The 26,132-nt window shown below is 57.6% G+C and carries 27 protein-coding genes; 21 read left to right on the top strand and 6 right to left on the bottom strand.

Features of this window, described 5'->3' with window-relative positions; genetic code table 11:
• Positions 1–84 precede the first annotated feature (84 nt).
• A complete protein-coding gene (locus G5315_RS07005; RefSeq protein WP_026034955.1) occupies positions 85–669 on the top strand; it encodes a tetratricopeptide repeat protein in 585 nt (194 codons plus the stop codon).
• 99 nt (positions 670–768) lie between these two features.
• Here G5315_RS07005 and hmpA read toward each other — a convergent pair whose 3' ends face one another.
• Complete coding sequence (hmpA, locus tag G5315_RS07010; RefSeq protein WP_421332802.1) at positions 769–1,962, bottom strand: NO-inducible flavohemoprotein; 1,194 nt, start codon at positions 1,960–1,962, stop codon at positions 769–771.
• Between the two features lie 111 nt (positions 1,963–2,073).
• Here hmpA and G5315_RS07015 point away from each other — a divergent pair, with 111 nt between their 5' ends.
• A complete protein-coding gene (locus tag G5315_RS07015; protein WP_279497421.1) occupies positions 2,074–2,544 on the top strand; it encodes an Rrf2 family transcriptional regulator in 471 nt (156 codons plus the stop codon).
• 40 nt (positions 2,545–2,584) lie between these two features.
• On the opposite strand, the gene G5315_RS07020 is transcribed toward G5315_RS07015, so the two are convergent.
• Together G5315_RS07020 and G5315_RS07025 are read right to left on the bottom strand one after the other, a co-directional pair.
• On the bottom strand, positions 2,585–3,865 hold the full coding sequence (locus G5315_RS07020) for an HlyC/CorC family transporter (RefSeq protein WP_421332803.1): 1,281 nt from the start codon (positions 3,863–3,865) through the stop codon (positions 2,585–2,587).
• Positions 3,866–3,907: 42 nt separating this feature from the next.
• Positions 3,908–4,699, bottom strand: a complete 792-nt coding sequence (locus tag G5315_RS07025) for a cytochrome C assembly family protein (RefSeq protein WP_421332804.1) — start codon at positions 4,697–4,699, stop codon at positions 3,908–3,910.
• Between the two features lie 205 nt (positions 4,700–4,904).
• On the opposite strand from G5315_RS07025, the gene ffh reads away from it, so the two are divergent.
• The 5 genes from ffh to rplS all read left to right on the top strand — a co-directional run bounded on the left by ffh (position 4,905) and on the right by rplS (position 8,422).
• Entirely contained in the window at positions 4,905–6,281 is a 1,377-nt protein-coding gene (ffh, locus tag G5315_RS07030; protein WP_005341384.1) for a signal recognition particle protein, read from the top strand.
• Between the two features lie 182 nt (positions 6,282–6,463).
• Positions 6,464–6,712: a 30S ribosomal protein S16 gene (gene rpsP, locus G5315_RS07035; protein WP_216952849.1), complete on the top strand. Its 249-nt coding sequence runs from the start codon at positions 6,464–6,466 to the stop codon at positions 6,710–6,712.
• Between the two features lie 24 nt (positions 6,713–6,736).
• The gene (gene rimM, locus G5315_RS07040; protein WP_005340394.1) at positions 6,737–7,258 is read left to right on the top strand and encodes a ribosome maturation factor RimM; all 522 of its coding nucleotides are present in this window, start codon (positions 6,737–6,739) and stop codon (positions 7,256–7,258) included.
• 34 nt (positions 7,259–7,292) lie between these two features.
• Positions 7,293–8,042 (top strand): tRNA (guanosine(37)-N1)-methyltransferase TrmD, encoded by a 750-nt coding sequence (trmD, locus tag G5315_RS07045; protein WP_005308699.1) that lies wholly within the window; start codon positions 7,293–7,295, stop codon positions 8,040–8,042.
• A 32-nt stretch (positions 8,043–8,074) separates the two neighbouring features.
• Positions 8,075–8,422: a 50S ribosomal protein L19 gene (rplS, locus tag G5315_RS07050; protein ID WP_005308701.1), complete on the top strand. Its 348-nt coding sequence runs from the start codon at positions 8,075–8,077 to the stop codon at positions 8,420–8,422.
• A 108-nt stretch (positions 8,423–8,530) separates the two neighbouring features.
• On the opposite strand, the gene G5315_RS07055 is transcribed toward rplS, so the two are convergent.
• The gene (locus tag G5315_RS07055; RefSeq protein WP_005348910.1) at positions 8,531–8,854 is read right to left on the bottom strand and encodes an isoamylase early set domain-containing protein; all 324 of its coding nucleotides are present in this window, start codon (positions 8,852–8,854) and stop codon (positions 8,531–8,533) included.
• 80 nt (positions 8,855–8,934) lie between these two features.
• Complete coding sequence (mutH, locus tag G5315_RS07060) at positions 8,935–9,609, bottom strand: DNA mismatch repair endonuclease MutH (RefSeq protein ID WP_042084339.1); 675 nt, start codon at positions 9,607–9,609, stop codon at positions 8,935–8,937.
• A 733-nt stretch (positions 9,610–10,342) separates the two neighbouring features.
• Between mutH and rppH the strand changes: the two genes are divergently transcribed.
• From rppH to G5315_RS07100, 8 genes are all read left to right on the top strand, one after another.
• Positions 10,343–10,870 (top strand): RNA pyrophosphohydrolase, encoded by a 528-nt coding sequence (gene rppH, locus G5315_RS07065; protein WP_005340421.1) that lies wholly within the window; start codon positions 10,343–10,345, stop codon positions 10,868–10,870.
• A 14-nt stretch (positions 10,871–10,884) separates the two neighbouring features.
• Entirely contained in the window at positions 10,885–13,164 is a 2,280-nt protein-coding gene (gene ptsP / locus G5315_RS07070) for a phosphoenolpyruvate--protein phosphotransferase (RefSeq protein WP_421332805.1), read from the top strand.
• Positions 13,165–13,231: 67 nt separating this feature from the next.
• The gene (gene lgt / locus G5315_RS07075; RefSeq protein ID WP_031227775.1) at positions 13,232–14,056 is read left to right on the top strand and encodes a prolipoprotein diacylglyceryl transferase; all 825 of its coding nucleotides are present in this window, start codon (positions 13,232–13,234) and stop codon (positions 14,054–14,056) included.
• Positions 14,056–14,850, top strand: coding sequence for a thymidylate synthase (thyA, locus tag G5315_RS07080; RefSeq protein WP_330124901.1), 795 nt, complete (start codon positions 14,056–14,058; stop codon positions 14,848–14,850). The genes lgt and thyA overlap by 1 nt, the downstream gene beginning before the upstream one ends.
• Before the next feature lie 222 nt (positions 14,851–15,072).
• A complete protein-coding gene (nhaA, locus tag G5315_RS07085; RefSeq protein ID WP_005341370.1) occupies positions 15,073–16,263 on the top strand; it encodes a Na+/H+ antiporter NhaA in 1,191 nt (396 codons plus the stop codon).
• A gap of 38 nt (positions 16,264–16,301) precedes the next feature.
• Positions 16,302–16,667, top strand: coding sequence for a hypothetical protein (locus G5315_RS07090; RefSeq protein WP_216954529.1), 366 nt, complete (start codon positions 16,302–16,304; stop codon positions 16,665–16,667).
• Positions 16,654–17,586, top strand: a complete 933-nt coding sequence (gene nhaR, locus G5315_RS07095) for a transcriptional activator NhaR (protein ID WP_005340434.1) — start codon at positions 16,654–16,656, stop codon at positions 17,584–17,586. Before G5315_RS07090 ends, nhaR begins: the two co-directional genes overlap by 14 nt.
• Positions 17,587–17,637: 51 nt before the next feature.
• The gene (locus G5315_RS07100; protein WP_416034481.1) at positions 17,638–17,940 is read left to right on the top strand and encodes an ArsR/SmtB family transcription factor; all 303 of its coding nucleotides are present in this window, start codon (positions 17,638–17,640) and stop codon (positions 17,938–17,940) included.
• 49 nt (positions 17,941–17,989) lie between these two features.
• Here the strand turns inward: G5315_RS07100 and rpsT are convergent, their stop codons facing one another.
• Positions 17,990–18,253: a 30S ribosomal protein S20 gene (gene rpsT, locus G5315_RS07105; RefSeq protein ID WP_005308808.1), complete on the bottom strand. Its 264-nt coding sequence runs from the start codon at positions 18,251–18,253 to the stop codon at positions 17,990–17,992.
• Between the two features lie 191 nt (positions 18,254–18,444).
• Here rpsT and murJ point away from each other — a divergent pair, with 191 nt between their 5' ends.
• The 6 genes from murJ to ispH all read left to right on the top strand — a co-directional run bounded on the left by murJ (position 18,445) and on the right by ispH (position 25,879).
• Complete coding sequence (gene murJ, locus G5315_RS07110) at positions 18,445–20,007, top strand: murein biosynthesis integral membrane protein MurJ (protein WP_216949684.1); 1,563 nt, start codon at positions 18,445–18,447, stop codon at positions 20,005–20,007.
• A gap of 155 nt (positions 20,008–20,162) precedes the next feature.
• Positions 20,163–21,137: a bifunctional riboflavin kinase/FAD synthetase gene (ribF, locus tag G5315_RS07115; protein WP_019445579.1), complete on the top strand. Its 975-nt coding sequence runs from the start codon at positions 20,163–20,165 to the stop codon at positions 21,135–21,137.
• Positions 21,137–23,998, top strand: a complete 2,862-nt coding sequence (gene ileS, locus G5315_RS07120; RefSeq protein WP_421332806.1) for an isoleucine--tRNA ligase — start codon at positions 21,137–21,139, stop codon at positions 23,996–23,998. The genes ribF and ileS overlap by 1 nt, the downstream gene beginning before the upstream one ends.
• Positions 23,998–24,495, top strand: a complete 498-nt coding sequence (gene lspA / locus G5315_RS07125; RefSeq protein WP_005340447.1) for a signal peptidase II — start codon at positions 23,998–24,000, stop codon at positions 24,493–24,495. The genes ileS and lspA overlap by 1 nt, the downstream gene beginning before the upstream one ends.
• Positions 24,492–24,944, top strand: coding sequence for an FKBP-type peptidyl-prolyl cis-trans isomerase (gene fkpB, locus G5315_RS07130; RefSeq protein WP_421332807.1), 453 nt, complete (start codon positions 24,492–24,494; stop codon positions 24,942–24,944). Before lspA ends, fkpB begins: the two co-directional genes overlap by 4 nt.
• Positions 24,944–25,879 carry a 4-hydroxy-3-methylbut-2-enyl diphosphate reductase gene (gene ispH, locus G5315_RS07135; protein WP_227341909.1) on the top strand — a complete coding sequence of 312 codons (936 nt, stop codon included), beginning with the start codon at positions 24,944–24,946 and terminating at the stop codon, positions 25,877–25,879. Before fkpB ends, ispH begins: the two co-directional genes overlap by 1 nt.
• Positions 25,880–26,132: the final 253 nt, after the last annotated feature.

Here is a 26,132-nt window from a genome sequence, read left to right on the forward strand (position 1 = left end):
TTGCTTCCGGCTGAGCCGGTCACGCCCGTTGCCAGCAGTGGCGAGGGGGCCGCGCCGCTGCCAAAACCGGCGGAGCCTGCCGCTGTGGTTGCGCCTCCCGCACCTCTGGCCGCTGGCGAGTTGCAGGCGGTGCCGCTCTATCGTCAGGACGAGCTGCTCAACTGGATTGAGCAGGGGCGCCACCTCACTCAGGTGAAGCAGGATCGCTGTCAGCTGACTCAGGATATCGAAGCGCGCGCCTCGGTGATGAAGATCCCGGCCTATCAATTCCTCTGGGGGGATATGCTGGCGTGGGGTGTCTGTACCAAGTCCAACGCCGAGCTCGGGGTGCAATATATGTGGGAGGCGGCCAATCAGGGGTTGGCGCCAGCGCTGGAGCAGCTGGGTCGCTACTACTGGAAAGGAACTTTGGTGCAGAAGGATCTGGTGCGAGCCGAAACTCTGATGCGCGAGGCAGCCAGCCTCGGTTTTTTGCGGGCTCGCATCGAGTGGGTCGAGATGCTGTTGCAGGGGATGGGCAGTCCGCTCGATTATGAGGATGCCTATCGCTGGCTCCATGGCTCCGTCATCGGTGACAAGGCGCTGCACCAGAAGGCGGCGAGTCTGCTCAACCGTCTTGGCAACAGGATGCCGGCCAACGTGGTGGCCCGCGCCAAGGCGATGCACTGATCCAAAAAAATGACCCACAGATCTGCACCTGTGGGTCCGGTTCCAGCCGCCGTGCCATGACAGGCCGGAACCTCCCTCTGTTATATGGCTGCCCGCGCTTTAGAGATCTTGGTGGGGGCCAAAAACTTCGTAATGGAGCTGCCCCGTTGGTACCCCAGCAGCCAGCAGCTGCCGCTTGATCTCTTGCATGAAGCCGACAGGGCCACAGAAGTAGTAGTGGGCCTCTGGCGTGATGCGCTCCTTCACGGCAGTCAGATCCATGGTGCCGGCCAGATCGTAATCTTGACCCTGCACATCACTGGCCTCCGGCTCCCTATACCAGACCCGGCTCAGCAAGTTGGGATGCTGGCGGGATTTTTGCTGAATATCCTCCCGGAAGGCGTGTACAGCGCCCTGTTCGCAGGCGTGCAGCCAGGTGATCTCGGCCTGATGAGCACTTTCCAGCAGCTGGTTGAGCATGCTCATCATCGGCGTCACGCCGACACCGGCGGAGAGCAGTACCACCGAGGTCTGGCTGTCGGCTTTCAGGTAGAAATCGCCGGTAGGGGGCATCACCTCGATCTTGTCACCCGCCTGCAGGTGATCGTGCAGCAGATTGGAGACCTGACCCTGCGGCTCACGCTTGACGCTGATGCGGTAATCCTGCCCGTTGGGGGCATCGGATAGGGAGTACTGGCGGATCTCCTGATATTCCAGCTCGGGGTGAACCAGCTTGACGCTGAGGTATTGGCCCGGTTTAAAGATCAGTACCGGCTTACCATCTTCCGGCGCCAGCAGGAAGGAGGTGATGAGGGCGCTCTCGGCCCTCTTCTCCTTGATGATGAAGGTGCGGGTTCCTTGCCAGCCGCCATCCTGATTGGCCTTCTCCTGATAGATCTCCTGCTCGCGGCCGATGAAGATGTCGGCCAGCACGCCATACGCCTTGCCCCATGCCTCCAGCACCTCGTCGGTGACCGCACTTCCGCCCAATTCTTTGAGCGTGGCCAAGAGATGACTACCTACAATGTGATATTGTTCCGGCTGGATCAGGAATCCGGTATGTTTGTGCGCAATCCGCTCGACCGCACCGGCGAGCGCCCCCAGATTGTCGATATTCTTTGCATACGCGGCGACTGCATTGAACAGGGCCAGCGGCTGGCCGCCACTGCGTTGGTGGGCCAGGTTGAAGATATCTTTCAGCTCCGGGTTATGGCTGAACATCCGCTGGTAGAAGTGCTGGGTGAGGGCAGGACCTGCCGATTCGAGCAGCGGAATGGTGCTTTTGATGACGGCAACGGTGGTTTGATCTAGCATAGGGGCCTCGTTCTAATTGAACATATAAAATGTCACTTAATAAGTGGCATCCTAGATGTTTATTTGATTTGAATCAATACTCCACTTTTCGCATCGCGCTAATCAGGTTTTATGAGACTAACCAGTTATACAGATTTTGGATTGAGAGCCCTGCTCTATCTTGCCACCCTGCCGGAAGGGGAGTTGTCGAGCGTTGCCAAGGTATCGGCCCTGTATGGCGTTTCCCGCAACCACATGGTGAAGGTGGTCAATCAGCTGGTGAAGCTGGGCTATCTGCAATCCCAGCGTGGCAAGAATGGCGGTATTCGCATGGCTTGCGATCCCGCCACCATCAATATCGGGCAGGTGATCAGGGCGCTGGAAGGCAATCTGGACGGCATTGACTGCGGCTCGCCCGCTTGCCACATCGTCTCTGTCTGTCTGCTCAAGAGTGCGCTGAAAGAGGCGATGGATGCGTTTCTGGCGGTGATGGACAGCTATACGCTGCAAGACCTGCTGACCAACCGTGACGAGCTACAGAGGGTGTTTGGCGAGTTGATCCCGACGCTGGTGCTGGAGCCGGATGATGAAGATGAACAGTGACGATGAGCAATAGAAAAGGGCTGCCACTGGCAGCCCTTTTTCAATCTTGCGAATCCGACTCCGCCCGGTACGATGCCGGCATGATCCGCGCCATCTTGACCATGTTGTTCTCCACATCGAGGATCTCGATAGGATAGCCGGCCAGCCGGATCCCGATGTTGGGCTGGGGGATCTCCTCCAGATATTCGAGGATCAGGCCGTTGAGGGTACGCGGGCCGTCGATGGGCAGATGCCAGTTCATCTCCTTGTTCAGCTCACGAATATTGGCTGAGCCTTCGACCAGATAAGAACCATCTGACTGGGGGTGGATCTCGTCGCTCGGCGCTGGCGTCATGGAGGTGGTAAAGTCGCCCACGATCTCTTCCAGAATATCGTCCAGAGTGATTAGCCCCTGAATGTCGCCGTATTCGTCGACGATCAGGCCAATTCGCTCCTTGTTGCGCTGGAATTTGGCCAGCTGCACGTTGAGCGGCGTTCCTTCCGGAATGAAGTAGATCTCGTCCACTTCACGCAACAGGCTCGATTTGTTGAACTGGTCCCTGGCTACCAGCCGCAGGGCATCGCGCGCGTGTAAAAATCCGACAACGTCGTCGATATTGTCGCGATAGAGCAGGATCTTGGTGTGAGCGCAGTGGGCCAGCTGGCGCTGGATGCTCTTCCAGTCATCGTTGATGTCGATGGCGTAGATATCGCTGCGCGGCACCATGATGTCCTCGACCAGCATCTTGTCGAGATCCAGAATGCTCAGCAGCATCTCCTGATGACGCAGGGGGATCAGGTTACCCGCCTCATTGACTATGGTGCGCAGCTCCTCGGTGTTGAGGGAGTCATCCTTGTTGGGATTGATCTTCAGCATCTTGAGCAGGCCGCTGGTGATGCCGTTGATCAGCCAGACCAGCGGTGAGAGCGGCACCATCAGCCCCTTGAGGATCCAGGAGGCGGGATAGGCGATCTTCTCCGGAAACATGGCGGCCAGGGTCTTGGGGGTCACTTCACCGAATACCAGTACCACCAGGGTCAGGCCGAAGGTGGCGATGGCGACCCCGAGATCACCAAACAGCCGGATACAGACGATGGTGGCGATGGCGGAGGCGAGGATATTGACCAGATTGTTGCCGATCAGGATCAGTCCCAGCAGGCGATCGGGGCGGGCGAGCAGTTGCTCGACGCGACGTGCGGCTTTGTGTTTGGTCTGTGCCAGATGCCGAAGTTTGTAGCGGTTGATGGACATCAGGCCGGTTTCGGCACTGGAGAAAAAGGCGGAAAGAAGGATCAAGATAACGAGAACAATCAGTAATGTACTCGTTGAGATGCTGTCCAAAAAGGGCTCCTGTTGGATGGTATGGCTAAAAGAGTATAGGTGTCAGCTCAACAGCACTTCTTTGACGAAGCGACTGCCAAAGTAGGCAAGAGTCAGGATGAAGCTGCCGATCAGACTGAGAGTGATGACTTTACGGCCGCGCCAGCCATAGGTGTGATGTCCCCACAGCAGCAGAACGTAGACACACCATGCCAGGATGGAGAGCACAGCCTTGTGGGATTTGCCCTGGGCGAACATATCTTCGAGGAAGAAGAGGCCGGAGGCGATGGAGAGTGTCAGCAGCAGCACCCCCGCAGAGATCAACTGAAACAGCCGTTTCTCCACCGTCATTAGTGGTGGCATGGCTGGCAGGTTGCTGATTTTTCGAGATTTAAGCTGCTTGTCCAGACATGCGAGCTGCAGCGCAAACAGACAGGCGATCATCAATACCGAGTAGGCCATCAGGGCGAGGCCGATGTGCAGCAGCAGCTGGGGATGGGCCTCCAGATGGGTTATGTAGCGACCCGGGATCAAGGCGCTGGCAGCCAGCAGCAGGGCCGAGAAGCTGTAGACCACCGGTAGCAGGATCCAGCCGTTGAAGCGGCGGGTTACGCAAGTCATGAAGCAACTGATGATGAGGCTGACCAGCGAGGCGACGTTGAGCATGCTCAGGTTTTGACCGGAATGGGTCACCATTACTTCGCTGGCAACAGATGCACCATGGGCTACCAGTGCCAGTCCCACGCAAGCGAACAGGGGGGGGTACCCGACTTGTTTGGCATTGAGCAGCAGGTGCAGTGAGGCGATGATGGCCAGCAGATAAAACGCCAGGGCCAGAACAGAGATCACGATCATAACCAGGTCGTTGTTACACAAGCATTTAGGGATATAAGAGGAGCAGTATACCTTGCACAAGATGTGCTCGCCAGTTGTGCAATGGCCGATCCGCCCATATATAGGGACGAAGCATAGATGAGCGACGGTGCGGTGAATAATCGTCCTCGCGGCTGCTCTGGGTTATAATGCCCCCCATTTATTACGCCAAGAACCGGAATGCGTCATGTTTGAGAATTTGACTGAAAGACTCTCGCGCACCTTGCGCAATGTCAGTGGCCGTGGTCGGCTGACCGAAGAGAACATCAAGGAAACCCTGCGCGAAGTCCGCATGGCGCTGCTTGAGGCGGACGTCGCCCTGCCGGTCGTGCGTGATTTCGTGGCGCGCGTCAAGGAGCGTGCCGTCGGGCAGGAAGTGGCCAAATCCCTGAGCCCGGGTCAGGCATTCATCAAGATAGTGCACGGCGAGCTGGTCACCGTGATGGGGGAGGCCAATGAACAGCTCAATCTGGCTGCCCAGCCGCCCGCCATTATCCTGATGGCCGGTTTGCAGGGGGCCGGTAAGACCACCACGGTCGGCAAACTGGCCAAACTGCTCAAAGAGCGCAACAAGAAGAAGGTGTTGGTGGTCAGTGCCGACGTTTATCGCCCTGCGGCGATCAAACAGCTGGAGACCCTGGCGGGTGACATCGGCGTCGACTTCTTCCCGAGCGATGCAAGCCAGAAGCCGGTTGCCATCGCGACTGCCGCTATCGATCAGGCGCGCAAGAAATTCTATGACGTGGTGATCGTCGATACCGCCGGCCGTCTGCATGTTGATAGCGAAATGATGGCCGAGATCCAGGATCTGCACGCCACCATCAAGCCTGTCGAGACCCTGTTCGTGGTCGATGCCATGACAGGTCAGGATGCCGCCAACACCGCCAAGGCGTTCAACGAAGCGCTGCCCCTTACCGGCGTGATCCTCACCAAGGCGGACGGCGATGCCCGCGGTGGTGCCGCCCTGTCGGTGCGCCACATCACCGGTAAACCGGTCAAGTTCATCGGTATGGGCGAGAAGACCGATGCGCTGGAGCCGTTCCACCCTGATCGCCTCGCCTCTCGCATCCTCGGCATGGGCGATGTGCTCTCTCTGATCGAAGAGGTGGAGCGTAACGTCGATAAAGAGAAAGCGGCCAAGCTGGCCAGCAAGGTCAAGAGCGGTAAAGGCTTCGATCTCGAGGACTTCCGCGAGCAGTTGGCCCAGATGCGCAACATGGGCGGCATGATGGGTATGCTCGACAAGCTGCCGGGCATGTCCGGCCTGCCGGACAACATCAAGGATCAGATGGATGACAAACTCACCGTGCGGATGGAGGCCATCATCAGCTCCATGACGCCGAAAGAGCGTGCCCATCCCGACCTCATCAAGGGCTCTCGCAAGCGTCGTATCGCCGCAGGTTCCGGCATGCAGGTGCAGGACGTGAACAAGCTGCTCAAGCAGTTCACAGAGATGCAGCGCATGATGAAGAAGATGTCCGGCAAGGGCGGCATGCGCAAAATGATGAGCCAGATGAAGAACATGCTGCCACCGGGATTTGGTGGCGGTCGCGGTCCGTTCTGATTATCCGGAGTTAGGTATTGAGCGAGGGTCTGCGAGTTGCAGGCCCTTTTCATTGCAGCCCTGCGCAAAAAATGGCTGGCTTGGTTGCAATTATTACGAATCCAAGTAGAATTATGCGGCTTATTTTAAGCTAGGGTCCGCGTGTTTGCGGGCCTTGTTCATTAGATGTTAATGAGGACGATATGGTAACCATTCGTTTACAACGTGGTGGCGCGAAAAAGCGTCCGTTCTACCAGGTAGTAGTTGCTGACAGCCGTAACGCCCGCGACGGTCGTTTCATCGAGCGCGTTGGTTTCTTCAACCCGGTTGCTTCTGGTCAGGCTGAAAAGCTGAACCTGGACCTGGCTCGTATCGAGCATTGGGTTGCTACTGGTGCCGCTGTTTCTGAGCGCGTTGCCAAGCTGATCAAAGACGCTGCCAAAGCTGCTTAATCAGCCAAACGGTAAGGAGTTAAGGTGGAAAAACCTGTAGTTCTGGGCACCCTGGGGACCGTTTACGGCATCAAGGGCTGGCTTAAAGTGAACTCCTTCACCGATGTCGCCGAAGCGATTTTCGATTACAACCCCTGGCTGATTAATCAGAACGGGGCGTGGCGTGAAATTCGGGTTTCATCCTGGAAACGTCACAACAAGGGTCTGATCTGCAAACTCGATGGTATCGATGTGCGCGAAGATGCCCTGGCATTGACCAATGTCGAGATCGGCGTACCCGCTGATCTATTGCCTGCGTTGCCTGAGGGCGAGTTCTACTGGCGTGACCTGATTGGTTGCTCGGTAGTGACCACCAAGGGATATGACCTGGGCAAGGTGACCGAATTGATGGAAACCGGCTCCAACGATGTGTTGGTGGTTGAGGCCAATGTAAAAGATGCCTTTGGTGCAAAGGAGCGGTTGATTCCGTTCCTGGAAGAGCAGGTGATCAAGAACATTGATCTGACTGCTCGAACAATCGAAGTTGATTGGGATCCTGGTTTCTAGTTTCCCGCGCTAACACGGGTGCCGGAGGTTTCTTATGTGGATTGGGGTGATTAGCCTCTTCCCTGAAATGTTCCGAGCCATTACCGAGCACGGGGTAACGGGTCGGGCCGTCAAGAGTGGCCTGCTGCAGATTGAGTGCTGGAACCCCCGGGACTTTACCCACGACAAACACCGTACGGTCGATGATCGTCCTTATGGTGGTGGGCCCGGCATGTTAATGATGGTTCAGCCGCTGCGTGACGCGATTCATGCAGCCAAGCAAGCGGCGGGAGACGGGGCGAAAGTCATCTATCTCTCCCCTCAGGGACGCAAGCTGACTCAAGCGGGCGTAACCGAGTTGGCGACGAATCAGAAACTGATTCTGGTAGCCGGTCGATACGAAGGTATCGATGAACGCGTGATACAAACCGAAGTCGACGAAGAGTGGTCTATCGGGGATTACGTGTTAAGTGGTGGCGAGTTGCCTGCCATGACCCTGATCGATGCGGTTTCGCGTCTGGTTCCAGGAGTCTTGGGTGATCAGGCCAGTGCTGAGCAGGACTCCTTTACGGATGGCTTGCTGGATCATCCCCACTACACTCGGCCGGAGGTGTTGGATGGATTGGCGGTGCCCGAGGCGCTGACAAGCGGCAATCACGAAGTGATTCGGCGCTGGCGTCTCAAGCAATCGCTCGGACGAACCTGGCAAAGAAGGCCGGAACTTATTAACAACCTAGCTCTGACTGACGAGCAAGAATCACTTCTTGCCGAGTATGTCCGCGAAGTGCGTGACAGCGTTAAGTAGAGTTTTCAGTTTATCCTAGGTAAGGAAAGACAATGAGCAAGATTATTCAGCAGCTTGAACAAGAGCAAATGCGTACCGACATCCCGGCTTTTGCCCAGGGCGACACCGTACGTGTTCAAGTTCGTGTTAAAGAAGGTGGTAAAGAGCGTCTGCAGGCTTTCGAAGGCATCGTTATTGCCAAGCGTAACCGCGGTCTGCACTCTGCTTTCACCGTTCGCAAGATCTCCAACGGCGAAGGTGTTGAGCGTGTATTCCAGACTCACTCTCCGCTGATCCACAGTGTAGAACTGAAGCGTCGTGGTGATGTTCGCCGCGCCAAACTGTACTACCTGCGCAACCTGTCCGGCAAAGCTGCTCGTATCAAAGAGAAGCTCAACTAATTCGATTCGAATTGGTGTCGGTATGTCGGCAAATAGCTCGACAGGTAGTGAAAAGGCTCGCCAATGGCGAGCCTTTTTTGTATCCGTCTATTGGCTCTCTGGTTGCCGTTACTGGATGACCCGTACCACCGAGTTGTCACGCCCGAAAGGGCCAGGCACATAGTCGTCCGCAGCCCAGTCATTCTCGTAGAGGGTTTCCCCTGCCGGAGTGATGAGCTGGTAGCAATATTCGAAGTACCCCGGGCCGTCGGTCGGCAGATTGAGGGTGGCTTTGAACTCGCCGCTCTTCATGCGTTTCAGCTCGACCGGTTGCCACTGGGTGAACTCGCCGATCAGCATCACCTGTTCCGCTCCTGCAGCCGCCTCTTTCTCTACGGCAAAGGTCACCTTGACCTCGGGCTTGGACTTCAAAAACTGTTTGATCAGTGGCATGACGCCTCCTTGTCTGTGAGTTAAAAATGGTTCCTGTCTATTTTTATACCACCATATGACAAAGATGTTGATAAGGCAGATCAAGTCGGCAAGGCAAAATAGCGTTGCAGCAGACTGTGGGTGAAGTCGATCTTGAGATAAAAGCCGCGGGGCAGGGTCATTATGGGTTGACCATCGCGGCCGATGGCGCGAGTCAGCGCTTTGTTGTTGGCTGCCTTGGGGCGCAGTTGCATCACCTGGCCGTGGCGCGCGCTGATCTGCTCCACTTCTCCCAGCACTATCATGTCCATCAGCTCCTCCCAGTCCTGACGCAGCAGCCGATCTTCCTCTTCATTCGGGCTCCACATCAGCGGCATGCCGACCCGTCGCTCGCCAACCGGGATCTCCCGACTGCCTTCCACCGGGATCCAGAGCACCCGGGAGAGCTTGTTGCGCACGTTGGACTCCTCCCAGCGCTGGCCGCTGACGCCGATCAGCGGGGCGACGCAGACGAAGGTGGTCTCCAGCGGTTTGCCTTGAGGATCCACGGGGATCGTCTTGAGTTCGATCCCCAGCTCCGGGAAGTCCTGCTCCGGCTTGCTCCCTGCGCTGGCTCCCAGTTGCAGCTCGATCAACTGACCGACCCACCCCTTGTCACGGCGCAGGTCTTTGGGCACCGCGACACCAGCCTCGGCGGCCAGCTGCGCCAGGGTGAATCCGGCCATGGCATAGGCGCGGCTCAATAACTCCTGCTCGGATTGGGGATTGCTTGGCATAGTTGGCTCCATCTTGCTCGCCATATTCTAACAGGGGAGGATCCCGAGAAGGATCGCTGTTTTTATAACCGATCCTGAGTGGATAAGATCAAATGCAGAGAGTTTGGGGGCTATCATCTCATCATTATGATTTTAAAGGATTTTGTCTATTTTATCGAGTAGTGATCCTGGTCTGGTTTGACCTCTAAATAGTTGTCCAAGGGTTTGTGCATGATGTTACACACAGTTATCCACAGAAATCTTGGATAAGTGGATGAAAGTGGTTGGAGTCGCTGATATGTTACAAAAAATTGTGAATGCCACCCCATTTTTACAGGGTAAACGGGGTAGATATTGTGCCACTCCTGTGGATAATTTCGCCGCGGTGGATCTTTGAGCAGTTGAACTTGTTCACAATCCGGATCATGGATCAGGCTCTTGGGGTAACATGGATCTAGATCCAGTTATTTTATCTCAAGTTCATAAAAAATAATGATTTTTTATATTTAATGTCGCGTGGTGATACGAAGAGTTACTTTTCGCGTACAGTTAAAAAGTACTGTATATACCCGTTTGCTAACAGCTTTATGCACAGCCTGGGTGGGCAACTTGGGGGCGCGGATCCTTGGATTTGTTTATAAGTATGTTTGAAATTGAAAGTTATTCATGAAACAGGGGATTCACTCCTTGTTTGCTGCCACGGAGTGAATGTGGAACAATCTCCTTATAGATTCAGCCTTTATAAGGTGATCACGTGATTGATGGCGACGGATTTCGTCCCAATGTCGGTATCGTGATCTGTAACCGTGAAGGACAAGTGTTGTGGGCTAAACGCTATGGGCAGCACTCCTGGCAGTTTCCGCAGGGGGGGGTTGATGATGGTGAAACGCCAGAGCAGGCCATGTATCGAGAGCTGTATGAGGAGATTGGCCTCAAGCCCGAAGATGTGACCATCATGGCCACCAGTCGTAACTGGCTAAAGTACCGTTTACCCAAACGTCTTGTCCGCTGGGACAGTTCACCGGTCTGTATTGGCCAAAAACAAAAATGGTTCCTGTTACAGCTGAATTCGGGCAAGGAGTCGAGGATCCAGTTCGGCTGTCATGGCCATCCCGAATTTGACGACTGGCGTTGGGTCAGCTTCTGGTATCCGGTGCGTCAGGTCGTCTCGTTCAAGCGGGAGGTTTACCGCCGGGTCATGAAAGAGTTTGCCCCGCTGGCGATGCCAGTGCCGGCAGTGCAGGTCAACAAGAAGGATGGGCGGCGCAACCGCGCCCGTTAAGGAGCACAGATTAGTTGTTAACGGAACTGAGACGTATCGTCGAGAGCATGGCCGAGGCCAATACCCTCGAGCAGGCCTTGCAGGCATTGGTGAGCCAGACCCGGCACGCCATGGCAGTGGACTGCTGCTCCGTGTATGTCTCGGAACCCGAGGTGCGCCGCTATCGCCTGGCGGCTACCGACGGCTTGGCACCGTCCGCGGTCGGCAAGGTGACCCTGCCCTACGAGCAGGGTATCGTTGGTCTGGTGGGTCAGCGGGAAGAGCTGATCAACCTGGCTGATGCCCCCGCGCACCCCAGTTTCAAATTCCTGCCCGATGTTGCCGAAGAGGCGTTCCGCTCCTTCCTCGGCGCTCCCATCATGCATCAGCGTCAGGTGGTCGGCATTCTGGTGGTGCAGCAGAAAGAGAGTCGCCGCTTCGATGAGGGGGAAGAGTCCTTCATGGTCACCCTGGCGGCCCAGCTGGCGGCGCGGATTGCCCAGGCGCAGGCCAAGGGGTGGTTGCAGAAGACCGACTGGAGCAAGCCGCTGCGCGGTATTGCCGGTGCCAGCGGCATCGCCATGGCCAAGGCCTGGGTGTGGCGGCCCCGCAAGGCGCTCTCGTCCATTACCCCGCGCAAGGATGAGGATCACGCCAGCCAGCTGGCGCGGCTGGAGCTGGCGGTTGAGGAGGTGCGCCACGATCTGGAGAGTCTGGCGCTGCGTTTTCGCGAGAGCTACAGCCAGGATTCGGTGGCGATTTTCGATATCTACCTCCATCTGCTGAACGATCCCGGCTATATCAAGCCCATTCGCAACAAGGTGAGCAAGGAGCACTGGACTGCGGTATCTGCGGTCAAGCTGATCAGTGATCGCTTGATCGAGCAGTTCAAAGGGATGAAGGATCCCTACCTGCAGGAGCGCTCCACCGACGTGAAGGATATTGCCCAGCGGCTGATCAGCCGACTGGTGCAAAACGAGCCAGAGCATATCGCCATCGGCGAACCCGTGGTGCTGGTTGCCGATGAAGTGACCGCCACCATTCTGGCGGAAGTGCCCCGCGAGTATCTGACCGGGGTGGTCTCGCTCAAGGGGGGGACCAACTCCCACGCCGCCATTCTGGCCCGCGCCATGGGGGTCGCCGCCATCATGGGGGTCGATCTGCCCCTCGGCGACATCGGCGGTCGCATGCTGGTTGTCGATGGTTACAGCGGCGATCTCTTCATCGAACCCAATCAGGTGATTCTGACCGAGTATCGTCAGCTGCTGAGCGAAGAGCGGGCGCTCGATACCTTGGTGCGCAGTGTCGACAACTTGCCATCCGAGACGGCCGACGGCACCAAGGTCTCCCTGCTGCTCAACGCCGGTCTCAGTGCCGATACCGAGATCTCCCTCAATCAGCTGGCGGACGGGGTCGGTCTCTATCGCACCGAGATCCCCTTTATGCTGCAGGAGAGTTTCCCCTCAGAGTGGGAGCAGACAGCCCGTTATCGCGGCATTCTGGAGACCTACCGCAACCGGCCGGTCTGTATGCGGACGCTGGATGTGGGCGGCGACAAGCCGTTGCCCTATTTCCCCATCGTCGAGGAAAACCCCTTCCTTGGCTGGCGGGGGATCCGGATCACCCTGGATCACCCCGAACTGTTTCTGGTGCAGCTCAAGGCGATGCTGCGGGCCAGTGAAGGGCTGGACAATCTGGCCATCATGCTGCCGATGATCAGCAGCGTCAGCGAAATCAAAGCCTCCCGTCGTCTGCTGGATCAGGCATGGCGGGAAGTGTCGGAAGAGGCGGCGAGCCGCGATGCAGTGATCCGCTACCCCAGCCTCGGGGTGATGATCGAGGTGCCCTCAGCCCTCTTTATTTTGCCGGAGATGGCGCCGCTCATCGACTTCTGGTCTGTGGGCAGCAATGACCTTACCCAGTACCTGCTGGCGGTGGATCGCAACAATTCCCGGGTTGCCAACATCTATGATGCCTTCCATCCTGCGGTGATCCGCGCCCTGCAACAGCTGGTTGATGCTTCCCACCGCTACCAGAAGCCGGTGTCGGTCTGTGGCGAGCTGGCCGGTGATCCGGTCGGTGTACTGTTGCTGCTTGCCATGGGCTATCGCCGCTTCAGTATGAACACCCACAACATCGCCCGGATCAAGTACGTGCTGCGTCAATCCACCCTGAGCGAGTTGACCGAACTGATGGCCGATGGCCTCAAACATGACAACCCCCACGTACTGCGCGGCCTGTTTGCCCGCTATCTGGAGGAGCATGGTTTGGGCGGTTTGCTGCGAGCCGGTCATAAATCGAAACAGAGTGATTGATAATCATGCCTTGTCCCTGCTGACGAATGATCGGAAAATGCGGCTTTTATTTTGACTGGGGCCGCATATGCAGCACGATGGATATTGGGTTTTCTCGCAGATTGATCCCGTAGCATTCAGTTTGGGACCACTATCGGTACGCTGGTATGGTCTCATGTACCTGTTCGGTTTCGCGTTTGCCATGTGGCTTGCCGGCCGTCGCGCCGATGCGCCGAACAGCGGCTGGACCCGCAACGAGGTGTCGGATCTGCTGTTTTACGGCTTCCTCGGGGTGATCCTCGGTGGCCGTGTCGGTTACGTGCTGTTCTACAACTTCGATCTCTTCCTCGCGGATCCCACCTACCTGTTCAAGATCTGGACCGGCGGTATGTCGTTCCACGGTGGTCTGATCGGGGTGATCACCGCGATGATCTGGTTTGCCCACAAGACCAAGCGCCACTTCTTCACCGTGGCCGACTTTGTGGCACCGCTCATTCCGTTCGGTCTCGGCGTCGGCCGGATCGGCAACTTCCTCAACGGCGAGCTGTGGGGCCGGGTCACCGATGTACCCTGGGCCATCATCTTCCCGGAGGCCGGCCCCGAGCCGCGTCATCCTTCCCAGCTTTACCAGTTCGCACTGGAAGGGGTGGTGCTGTTCATCATCCTCAATCTCTTCTGGCGCAAGAATCCGCCGCGCGGTGCCATCTCCGGCATGTTCCTGCTGTTCTACGGCCTGTTCCGCTTCCTGGTGGAGTTTGTGCGCCAGCCGGACAGCCAGCTTGGTCTCTATTTCCAGGAGATCAGCATGGGCCAGATCCTCTCCACCCCGATGATTATCGCCGGTGCCCTGATGATCTGGGCCGCCTACAAGCGTCCGCAGTTGTTCGGTAATGCCGTGAAGGAGGCGAAATAATGCGAGCTTATCTCGACCTGATGCAGAAAATCCTCGATGAGGGGACCGTCAAGTCTGACCGTACCGGCACCGGTACCATCTCCCTGTTCGGCCATCAGATGCGCTTCAATCTGGCGGAGGGTTTCCCGCTGGTGACCACCAAGAAGTGCCACCTGCGCTCGATCATTCACGAGCTGCTCTGGTTCCTCAATGGCGATACCAATACCGCTTATCTGAAGGAAAATGGCGTCAGCATCTGGGACGAGTGGGCCGACGAGAATGGCGATCTGGGGCCGGTTTACGGCGCGCAGTGGCGCTCCTGGCCTGCCGCTGACGGGTCTGTCATCGACCAGATCCAGAAGGCGGTGGATGACATCAAGCACAACCCGGATTCGCGCCGCATCATCGTCTCCGCCTGGAACGTGGGCGAGCTGGACAAGATGGCGCTGGCTCCCTGCCACGCCTTCTTCCAGTTCTATGTGGCGGACGGCAAGCTCTCCTGCCAGCTCTACCAGCGCAGTTGTGATGTGTTCCTCGGCCTGCCGTTCAACATCGCCAGCTACGCCCTGCTGACCCACATGATGGCCCAGCAGTGCAATCTGGAAGTGGGTGACTTTGTCTGGACTGGCGGTGATGTGCATCTCTACTCCAACCACATGGAGCAGACAGCTCTGCAGCTCTCCCGCGAGCCGCGCCCGCTGCCGACCCTGCTGATCAAGCGCAAACCTGACTCCATCTTCGATTACAAGTTCGAGGATTTCGAGATCGAGGGTTATGACCCCCATCCCGGCATCAAGGCGCCCGTCGCCATCTGATAGCAAGGCGCCTCAGGGCGCTTTTTTATGCAGTTAAATAATTGAAAATTCATTTTATTGATTAATAAGACGGTAGCCAGAGACGAGGAAAAACCTGCTTATAGCAGGTATGTTCTATTTTGCTTTCGGTTTTTTCGTTGTATTGAGCAGCAAGAAACGATTTTCCATTGGTTGTTGCAAGGGATAGACTCAAACCAAAGCAATACGGTGGAAAATTTAACCATGAGTGACGTAATCAAAAAGTTCCTGAAGCTGGAGGCCGCCTCCGGAATTATTCTGATCATGGCTGCCATGCTGGCAATGATTTTAGCCAATACCGCGCTGGCTGGCGGGTATCAGGCGTTTCTCGACACGCCGGTGCAGGTGCGCATCGCGGCTCTCGACATCAACAAGCCACTGCTGCTCTGGATCAACGATGGCTTTATGGCGATTTTCTTCCTGCTGGTTGGTCTGGAAGTGAAGCGTGAAATGTTGGAGGGGGCGCTCTCCTCTCGGGTGCAAGCGACTTTTCCGGCTATTGCGGCGGTGGGCGGCATGCTGGCTCCAGCCTTGATCTACGCCTTTTTCAACTATTCGGACGAAGTGGCGCGTGCTGGCTGGGCGATCCCGGCTGCGACCGACATCGCCTTTGCCCTCGGGGTGATGGCGCTGCTCGGCAAGCGGGTGCCGGTGAGCCTCAAGGTATTCCTGCTGGCGCTGGCCATCATGGATGACCTCGGCGTCATCATCATCATCGCACTCTTCTATACCCAGCAGTTGTCGCTTGAGGCGCTGGCGATCGGCCTTCTGGCTACCTTTACCCTGTTCTGGATGAACCGTCGTGGCGAGGACAGGATCAGCCTCTACATGCTGGTTGGTCTGGTGCTCTGGGTTGCTGTACTCAAGTCGGGCGTTCACGCGACGTTGGCCGGTGTGGTGGTCGGATTTATGATCCCGCTCAAGGGGAAGCGTTATGAGTCGCCACTCAAGCATCTTGAGCACTCGTTACATCCCTGGAGCGCCTATCTGATCCTGCCGCTGTTTGCCTTTGCCAACGCAGGGGTATCCCTTGAGGGGATAGGTCTCTCCTCCCTGTTGAATCCGGTGCCCATGGGCATCATGCTGGGACTGTTTATCGGCAAGCCGCTCGGGGTGTTTACCATCAGCTGGCTGTCGGTCAAACTGGGTATCGCCCAGTTGCCGCCCGGGGTTAACTTCAAGCAGATTTTTGCGGTCAGCATCCTCTGTGGTATCGGATTCACCATGTCGATGTTTATCGCGTCACTGGCCTTTGAGCATGGTGGGCTGGATTACGGCAGCTACTCGCGCCTCGGGATCCTCGTTGGATCCAGCATTGCAGCGCTGGTTGGCTATCTGGCCTTGCGATTGTCACTCCCCAAGAGTGATGGGGACCAGAATGCGGAGGGTTTATGAGAAAACAGGCATGGTTACTGCTCTTCTTGGTCAGTCCTATGGGATTAGCTGGCGGGTTTGAAGAGTGTCGACAGGAGGCTGGTTCGGCCAGCTGTTCGGCCTATCTCAACGGGGTGGTGGAGAGTGCTCTGATGTTGGGGGACAAGCAGGCTAAGGCTCGTTTCGGCGAGACCTTCTCCGAGCGGGCGCTGAGCAGCCGGGCTGGCGAGATGGTCAAGCGTTCCAACAAGCGTTATTGCGCTGACCGGATGCCTGACAAGGCACGCCTCAAGGCCAGTCTGATGGAGCAGTTTGGCGCGAACAAGGTTGACTCGGTTAGCGACATGTATGACATTCTGGCGGTTGAACTCAGCTGCTACCGGAGTCCGCGTCAAGCGGGAACCCCATCGGATGTCACACCTTAACTACAACCATCTCTACTATTTCTGGATGACTCAGAAGAAGGGCTCCGTTACCCAGGCAGCGGAAGCCCTTTTTTTGACCCCGCAGACGGTCACCGGCCAGATCAAACTGCTGGAGCAGCGCCTCGGTGGCAAGCTGCTCAAGCGCAAGGGACGCTCCCTTGAGGCAACCGAGCTGGGCCAGCTGGTATTTCGTTATGCCGACAAGATGTTCAGCCTCTCCTACGAGATGCTCGATATCGTCAACTACCGCAAGGAGAGCCAGATCCTGTTCGACGTCGGCATCGCCGATGCCCTCTCCAAGCGCCTGGCCAGCCGCGTGCTGCTCTCTGTCATCCCCAATGATGGCTCCATCCACCTGCGCTGCTTCGAATCGACCCACGAACTACTGCTGGAGCAGCTGAGCGAGCACAAGCTAGATATGATCCTCTCCGACTGTCCGGTGGACTCCAGCCAACATGCGGGGCTGCTCTCCAAACGACTGGGCGGCTGTGGTGTCAGCTTCTTCTGCAAGGCGCCGCTGCCTGAAAAGCCCTTTCCCGCTTGTCTGGAGGAGCGCAAGCTGCTGATCCCCGGTCGCCGTACCGCCATGGGGCGTCAGCTAACCCAGTGGTTCGAACAGCAGGGGGTTTCTCCCAGCATTCTTGGCGAGTTTGATGATGCCGCCTTGATGAAGGCGTTTGGCTTCTTCAATCAGGGCATCTTCATGGCTCCCACCATCTATCGGGAGGAGATCCTCGAGGGGGAGGGGGTGATGCTGATCGGAGAGACCCAGGATCTGATGGAGGAGTATTACGTCATCTTCGCCGAGCGGATGATCCAGCATCCGGCGGTGAAGCGGGTCTGCGAGAGCGATTTTACCTTTCTCTTTTCCGGCCAGGAGAACTTCTCCGCCATCCAGCCGGCCACCCTGTCGTTTTAAAACGACCCGTCACCACGTATCATCGGCGATGAGTGGTAGAGGAGAGATGTGATGCAACTTGAAGAGATGGAAGCCAATGCGAGTAAAGCGGTGGCCTTGCTCAAGGCGCTGGCCAATGAGCGGCGGCTGTTTATTCTGTGCCAGTTGCTGGAGTGCGAACTGTCAGTGGGGGAGCTCAACGAGCGATTGAGATTGAGTCAGTCGGCCTTGTCACAGCACCTGGCGCTGTTGCGGCGGGATGAGTTGGTGACGACGCGCAAAGAGGCCCAGACGGTCTACTATTCGCTGCGCAGCCATGAGGTGCGTGAAATGATCAGTTTGCTGCATCGACTTTATTGCAGCGCAGATAAATAAAAAACCGGCACTAAGGCCGGTTTTTTCAGCTTTGATCAGCAGACGCTGATTAAGCCATAGCTTTGATCTGGGCAGACAGGCGGCTCTTGTGACGAGCTGCTTTGTTCTTGTGGATCAGGCCTTTGGTCGCCATACGATCCATGATCGGCTGAGCAACAGCGAAAGCGGCAGTCGCAGCAGCTTTGTCGCCAGAGGCGATAGCAGCAATGACTTTCTTCAGGTAGGTACGGGTCATGGAACGACGGCTGGCGTTGTGCTGACGGCGTTTTTCTGACTGAAGAGCGCGCTTCTTAGCAGATTTGATGTTAGCCAAGGTAAAACTCCTAAAACTGTCTTAGCGAGTGTATTGAAAAGGCCCGGAAATATGCCCTTCCAACCACATATTGTCAAATGATTTGTGCAAATAAACACCGCCTCCCGGTGGTGTGTCAGTAGGGAGACGGTTAAACTGTCGGCCGATTCTAGCAGCATTCTTTTCATTCTGACAGTTCCAGAGGCCTCGTCTTGAGTAAGAAATTGATCAAATCCGGCATGATAGTGTCCGGAATGACGCTGGCATCCCGAGTAATGGGCTTGGTTCGCGATGTGGTCATCGCAAATCTGCTCGGTGCCGGGGTGGCCGCCGACGTCTTCTTTTTTGCCAATCGCATTCCCAACTTTCTGCGTCGTCTGTTCGCCGAAGGTGCCTTCAACCAGGCCTTTGTTCCCGTGATGACGGAGTACAAGAAAAATGGCGACGAGGGGGAGGTGCGTGAATTGCTGGCGGCGGTGGCGGGCACGCTGGGGGGGATAGTGACTGTGGTCACCCTGCTTGGTGTGCTCGGTTCGGGTGTGCTGACCGCGCTGTTTGGCTGGGGCTGGTTCTGGGACTGGCTGCATGGCGGCCCTGCGGCCGAGAAGTTCGAGCTCGCCAGTCTGATGCTCAAAATCACCTTCCCCTACCTCTGGTTCATCACCTTTACCGCCATGGCGGGGGCCATTCTCAACACCTTCGGCCGCTTTGCGGTCTCGTCGTTTACGCCGGTGTTTCTCAACATCACCATGATTGCGGCGGCCTGGTGGATTGCGCCACTGATGGACAAACCGGAGATCTCGCTGGCGATTGGTGTCTTTTTGGGCGGTTTGGTGCAGTTTTTGTTCCAGTACCCCTTTTTGCGCCAAATCAACATGCTGGTATGGCCCAAATGGGGATGGAATCACCCTGGGGTGGTGAAGATCCGCACACTGATGATCCCTGCCCTGTTCGGGGTCTCGGTCAGCCAGATCAACCTGCTGGTCAACACCATGCTGGCTTCTTTCCTCGCGACCGGTGCCATCAGTTACCTCTACTACTCTGATCGCCTGCTGGAGTTCCCCCTCGGGCTGTTTGCAGTGGCCATCAGTACCGTGATCCTGCCTGCGCTGGCGAAGAAGCATGTGGATGCCGATCCGGCCGACTTCTCCCGCACCATGGATTGGGGGGTGCGGATGGTGATGCTGCTCGGCATGCCCGCGATGATAGGCATTGCGGTCATGCGTGAGCCCATTTTGCGAGTGCTGTTCATGCGCGGCGAATTTGGCCTGCATGAAGTGAGCATGTCGAGCGCCAGCTTGCTGGCCTCCACTACCGGTCTGCTCTCCCTGATGCTGATCAAGGTACTGGCACCCGGTTACTACGCCCGTCAGGACACCAAGACGCCGGTGCGGATCGGGGTGATGTCGATGATTGCCAACATGGTCTGCAACCTCATCTTCATCTACCCGCTCGGTTACGTGGGGCTGGCGCTCTCGACCGCCTGCTCGGGTACCCTGAATGCGGCCTTGCTGTTCAAGGGGTTGTACCAGCAGAGCGTCTATCGTCCCTCTCGCCATACCGGCGTGTTCTGCCTCAAGCTGCTGGTCGCCAGCGTGCTGATGGGGGGCGTGCTCGCCTATCTGTCGCCAGACTTGGCCCAGTGGGGGGCATGGAACATGGGTAAGGCCAGTTTGCAGCTGACCATGCTGCTGTCGCTGGGGGCTGCGGTCTATGCCGTGGTGTTGCTACTGCTGGGCATTCGGCCGCGTCACCTTAAATCGGGGCAGCAGTAGTCGTGATCCTGCGGTGCCATGGGGATAGTGCCTCATGGCGCCGCAGATGGGCGGGCTTGGGCCCGGATAGTTGAAATCAGGCTATGAGGGCTGACCCTGCCTGCTGCCTGATATATAATCCGCCGATTTCCATGGCAGCAACGCACAAGGCACTGATGGAGCTTATTCGCGGCATTCACAATCTCAAGCCCCGTCACCGGGGATGTGTATTAACCATTGGCAACTTTGATGGGGTTCATCAGGGTCACCATGCGGTATTGGCACGTCTCAAGGAGAAAGCGGCCCAGCTGGGATTGCCCGCCTGCGTCATGCTGTTTGAGCCGCAGCCGCTGGAGCTGTTTGCCGGCACAGCTGCGCCCGCCCGGCTGAGCCGGTTGCGGGAGAAGTATGAAGCGCTGCAGGGGCTGCATATCGACCGCATGCTCTGTGTGCGCTTCAGCCACCGCTTTGCCGAGCAGGCGGCCTCGACCTTCATCGAGCAGTTGCTGGTAGAGAAGCTCGGGGTGCGCTATCTGGTGGTTGGCGATGATTTTCGCTTCGGCAAGGGGCGGGAAGGGGATTTCCACCTGCTGGAGGAGGCGGGTCATCGCTTCGGCTTCGAGGTGATCAGTACCCAGAGCTTCCAGCTCGAACGGCAGCGGGTCAGCAGCACCCTAGTGCGCGAAGCACTCAAGGCGGGCCGGATGGCGGAGGTGGAGCTGATGCTTGGCCGTCCCTATACCATCAGCGGCCGGGTGGCCCACGGCGACAAGTTGGGGCGCACCATAGGTTTTCCCACCGCCAATCTGGCCCTCAAGCGCCAGGTGATCCCGGTCGGTGGCGTGTTTGCGGTGGAAGTGATATGTTCCGGCAAGACCTTCCCCGGTGTAGCCAATGTGGGTGTACGGCCGACCTTGAGCGGTACACAAGCCAGATTGGAAGTACATCTATTTGATTTTTCTGGTGATCTATATGGTCAGCAGGTCAAGGTGCTGCTTCGCCACAAGCTGCGCGAAGAGCAGAAGTTTGCCTCTTTCACTGCCTTGAAAGAGCAGATCGAACGAGATGCCCTGGCGGCCCGAGCCTGGTTCGGGCTGCCACAATTCAATTTACCCAGCACTCTTTTAGAAAAGAAGGGAACCCAGGACTGATGAGCGACTATAAACACACCCTGAATCTTCCGGAAACCGAGTTTCCGATGCGTGGCGATCTGGCCAAACGCGAACCCAACATGCTGAAACGTTGGTACGATCAGGATCTCTACGGCGCTATTCGCCGCGCCAAAGCGGGCAAGCCTTCTTTCATTCTGCATGATGGCCCCCCCTATGCGAACGGCAACATTCACATCGGTCACTCGGTCAACAAGATCCTCAAAGACATCATCATCAAGTCCAAGGGCCTCTCCGGTTTCGATTCCCCCTATGTGCCGGGTTGGGATTGCCACGGTCTGCCTATCGAACTGAAAGTGGAAGGCATGGTCGGCAAGCCGGGCGAGAAGGTTTCCGCTGCCGAATTCCGCGCCGAGTGCCGCAAATACGCCAAGACCCAGATCGAAGCGCAGAAGACCGACTTCATCCGTCTGGGTGTGCTGGGCGACTGGGAACACCCCTACCTGACTATGGATTTTGGCACCGAAGCCAACATCATCCGCTCCATGGCGAAGATCGTTGAAAACGGCCACCTGCACAAAGGCTCCAAGCCGGTGCACTGGTGTACCGATTGTGGCTCTGCGCTGGCTGAAGCCGAGGTTGAGTACTACGACAAGAACTCCCCCTCCATCGACGTGCGCTTCAAGGCTGTCGACGAGGCGGGCGTTGCCGCCAAGTTTGACTGCGCCGAAGGCCACACCGGCAAGGGCCCGCTCTCTGCGGTGATCTGGACCACTACCCCGTGGACCCTGCCAGCCAACCGCGCCATCGCCATGCACGCCGATCTGGATTACGCACTGGTGCAGGTTGAAGGGGAGCACCCCGAACGTCTGATCCTGGCCGCCGAGCTGGTCAAGGATGTGATGGATCGCGCCGGTATCGAGAAGTTCCACAATCTGGGCTACGCCAAGGGCGCCGCGCTCGAGCTGCTGCGCTTCAACCACCCCTTCTACAGCTTCGACGTGCCTGTGGTACTGGGTGACCACGTCACCCTGGATGCCGGTACCGGTGCCGTTCACACCGCCCCTGGCCACGGTCAGGAAGACTTCGTGGTCGGCCAGAAGTACGGTTTGGAAGTGGCCAACCCGGTTGGCAGCAACGGTGTTTACCTGCCGGATACCGAACTGTTTGCCGGCCAGCATGTGTTCAAGGCCAATGCCTCCGTGATCGAAGTGCTGACCGAGCGCGGCGCCCTGCTGCACCACAAGGTGTTCAACCACTCCTATCCGCACTGCTGGCGTCACAAGACCCCGATCATCTTCCGTGCCACCCCGCAGTGGTTCATCAGCATGGAGCAGAAGGGTCTGCGCAAGCGCGCACTGGAGGAAATCGAGCGCATCGAGAAGGACGGTATTGCCCAGCAAGGCCAGAGCGGCTGGGTACCGGCTTGGGGTAAAAACCGCATTCAGGCGATGGTCGAGAACCGTCCTGACTGGTGTATCTCCCGTCAGCGCACCTGGGGTGTGCCTATCTCCCTGTTCGTCCACAAAGAGACCCAGGAACTGCACCCGGAATCTGTGCGCCTGATGCATGAAGTAGCCAAGCGTGTCGAGCAGTCCGGCATTCAGGCATGGTGGGATCTGGACAAGGCCGAGCTGCTGGGTGACGATGCCGACATGTATGACAAGGTGCCTGACACTCTGGACGTCTGGTTCGACTCCGGTTCTACCCACGCTTCCGTGGTTGATGCCCGTCCCGAGTTCAATGGCAAGCCGGCCGACATGTATCTGGAAGGTTCTGACCAGCACCGCGGCTGGTTCATGTCCTCCCTGATGATCGGCGTGGCCATGAAAGACAAAGCTCCCTACAACCAAGTGCTGACTCACGGCTTCACCGTGGATGGTCAGGGTCGCAAGATGTCCAAGTCCATCGGCAACGTGGTGAGCCCGCAGGACGTGATGAACAAGCTGGGTGCCGACATCCTGCGTCTGTGGGTAGCGAGCACTGACTACACCGGCGAGATGACTGTCTCCGACGAGATCCTCAAGCGCTCTGCCGATGCTTATCGTCGTATTCGCAACACTGCCCGCTTCCTGCTGGCCAACCTGAACGGCTTCAATCCGGCGACCGACATGGTGGCACCTGCCGACATGGTAGTGGTGGATCGTTGGGCTGTGGGTCGTGCCAAAGCGGTACAGGCCGAGATCATGGCGGCATTCGACGAGTACAACTTCCACGGTGTAACCCAGAAGCTGATGCAGTTCTGCTCCATCGAGATGGGCTCCTTCTATCTGGATGTGATCAAGGATCGTCAGTACACCGCCAAGGCTGACAGCCTGGCCCGTCGCTCCTGCCAGACCGCCCTGTATCACATTGCAGAAGCCATGGTGCGCTGGATGGCGCCGATCATGAGCTTCACCGCCGACGAGATCTGGGCTCTGCTGCCGGGCGAGCGCGGCGAGTTCGTCTTCACCGAGGAGTGGTACGACGGCCTGTTCGGTCTGGAAGCGGGTGAATCCCTCAATGACGATTTCTGGGCCGAGATCCTCACCGTGCGTGGTGAAGTGAACAAGGCGCTGGAAGTGGCCCGTGGCGAGAAGCGTATCGGCGGCTCCCTGCAGGCCGAACTGACCCTGTTCGCCAAGCCGGAGCTGGCTGCGCGTCTGAACGCGCTGGCCGATGAGCTGCGCTTCGTGCTGCTCACCTCCAAAGCCAAGGTGGTCGTGGCTGACACTGCGCCGGAAGGCTCTGTGGCGACCGAGCGTGATGACCTGTGGCTGAGCGTGGCCCAGTCTGCCGCCGCCAAGTGCGACCGCTGCTGGCACCATGTCGAAGATGTGGGCGCCATCGCGGGTCACGAAGAGATCTGTGGTCGCTGTGTGACCAACGTTGAGGGTGACGGCGAAACTCGTCAATTTGCCTGATGAACATGACTCAACATAAAAGCGGCCTGCGTTGGCTGTGGCTGGCAGTGCTGGCCTTTGTACTGGACCAGGCGAGCAAGCTCGCCGTGGTCAAGTTGCTGCCATTTGGTTACCCGGGGGTGGAGATCACCCCCTTCTTCAATCTGGTTCACGTCTACAACAAGGGCGCCGCATTCAGCTTTCTGGCTGATCAGGGGGGCTGGCAGCGCTGGTTCTTCGCGGTGCTGGCTTTTGCCATCTGTGGATTGCTGATCCACTGGCTGCGCAAGCAGTCGGTGACCCAGCGTTGGAGCGGTATCGCCTATTCACTCATCATCGGCGGCGCCCTCGGCAACGTCTTTGATCGACTGGTGCTGGGCCATGTGGTCGATTTTCTCGACTTCTACTGGCAGCGTGCGCACTGGCCGGCATTCAATCTGGCCGACAGCTTTATCTTTATCGGGGCCGCCATGATCGTGCTGGACGGTTTCCGTGGTGAGAAAAAGGAGCAGGCATGAGCCAGCAGATCACCGCTAACAGCAGCGTGCTGTTCCACTTCTCCATCAAGCTGGAAGATGGCTCGGTTGCCGACAGCACGGCGCTGCACGGCAAACCTGCCCGCCTGCGGATGGGCGATGGCAGCCTGACCCCCACCTTCGAGCAGTGTCTGCTGGGCCTGTGCGAAGGGGAGAGCAAGAGTTTTACTCTGGCGCCGGAAGAGGCCTTTGGTCTCTCCAATCCCGACAATATCTACCATCTCGACCGTGCCAAGTTTGGCGCCGAAGTGGAGCCAAAAGTCGGCACCATCATCCTGTTCGCTCAGCCCAATGGCAGCGAGCTGCCGGGCATCATCCGGGCGGTAGCAGGAATGTCGGTGACGGTCGATTTCAACCATCCGCTGGCTGGTCATACCGTTACCTTCGAGGTGGAGATCCTGGGCGTTGATGATGAGGAGAAGGTGCATTAATGGATATTCTGCTCGCTAACCCTCGCGGTTTTTGCGCCGGTGTCGATCGCGCCATCAGCATTGTCGAGAGCGCGCTGGAGAAGTTCGGGGCCCCCATCTATGTCCGCCACGAAGTGGTGCATAACCGGTATGTGGTGAACAAGCTGAAAGAGGCGGGCGCAGTCTTCGTCGAGGAGCTGGACGAGGTGCCGGATGACAGCATCGTCATCTTCTCTGCCCATGGCGTGGCCAAGACAGTGCGCGAGATGGCCAAATCCCGCGCCCTCAAGGTATTCGATGCCACCTGTCCGCTGGTGACCAAGGTGCACATGGAGGTTCATCGCGCCAGCCGCAAGGGCTCCGAGGCTGTGCTCATCGGCCACGCCGGTCACCCCGAGGTGATCGGGACCATGGGGCAGTACGAGAATCGCGAAGGCGGCATGTATCTGGTGGAGACGCCTGAAGATGTGGCCAAGCTCAAGGTGAAGAACCCGGATGACCTCTGCTTTGTCACCCAGACCACCCTGAGCGTGGATGAGACCTCTGACGTCATCGATGCGTTGCGCAAGCACTTCCCCAAGATCCAGGGGCCGCGCAAGGACGATATCTGCTACGCCACCCAGAACCGTCAGGATGCGGTGCGGGAGATGGCAGGGCTGGTGGACGCCATGCTGGTGGTGGGGTCTCGCAACTCCTCCAATTCCAACCGTCTGCGCGAGCTGGCCGAAAAGGTGGGCGCCAGAGCCTATCTTATCGACGATGCGTCGATGATTGAGGCGAGCTGGCTGGAAGGGGTGAAGGCGATAGGCGTCACTGCCGGCGCATCCGCCCCCGAGGTGCTGGTGCAGTCCGTGATTGCCCGCTTGCGGGAGCTGGGAGGCAAGGTGGTCGCCGAGCATCCTGGCCGTGAAGAGAACGTGGTGTTTGAAGTGCCGCCAGAGCTGCGGATCCTCTGATCCCCTCTCATCTCGCTGGATGTCGGTTTATTGCCAGAGCCACCTCGTTGAGGTGGCTTTGTTTTTTTTGGCTCTAACGAGTCCCATTTTCATGTTCGCAACCAGATTGCAGCGAAAATTGATGATGCAGCTCGAACTTTTGCATTGCCGGGATTGAAACACCAAGTGCCCGGCATAGACTGCCAGCAAGCCCTTACTCTGGCTTAGCACACATGGAGTGTGTCTGTCCTCCTGGAACAAATCAGAGCGAAAC

This window comes from Aeromonas sp. 603607, assembly GCF_049171595.1.
In the GTDB taxonomy this organism is placed as follows: domain Bacteria; phylum Pseudomonadota; class Gammaproteobacteria; order Enterobacterales; family Aeromonadaceae; genus Aeromonas; species Aeromonas veronii.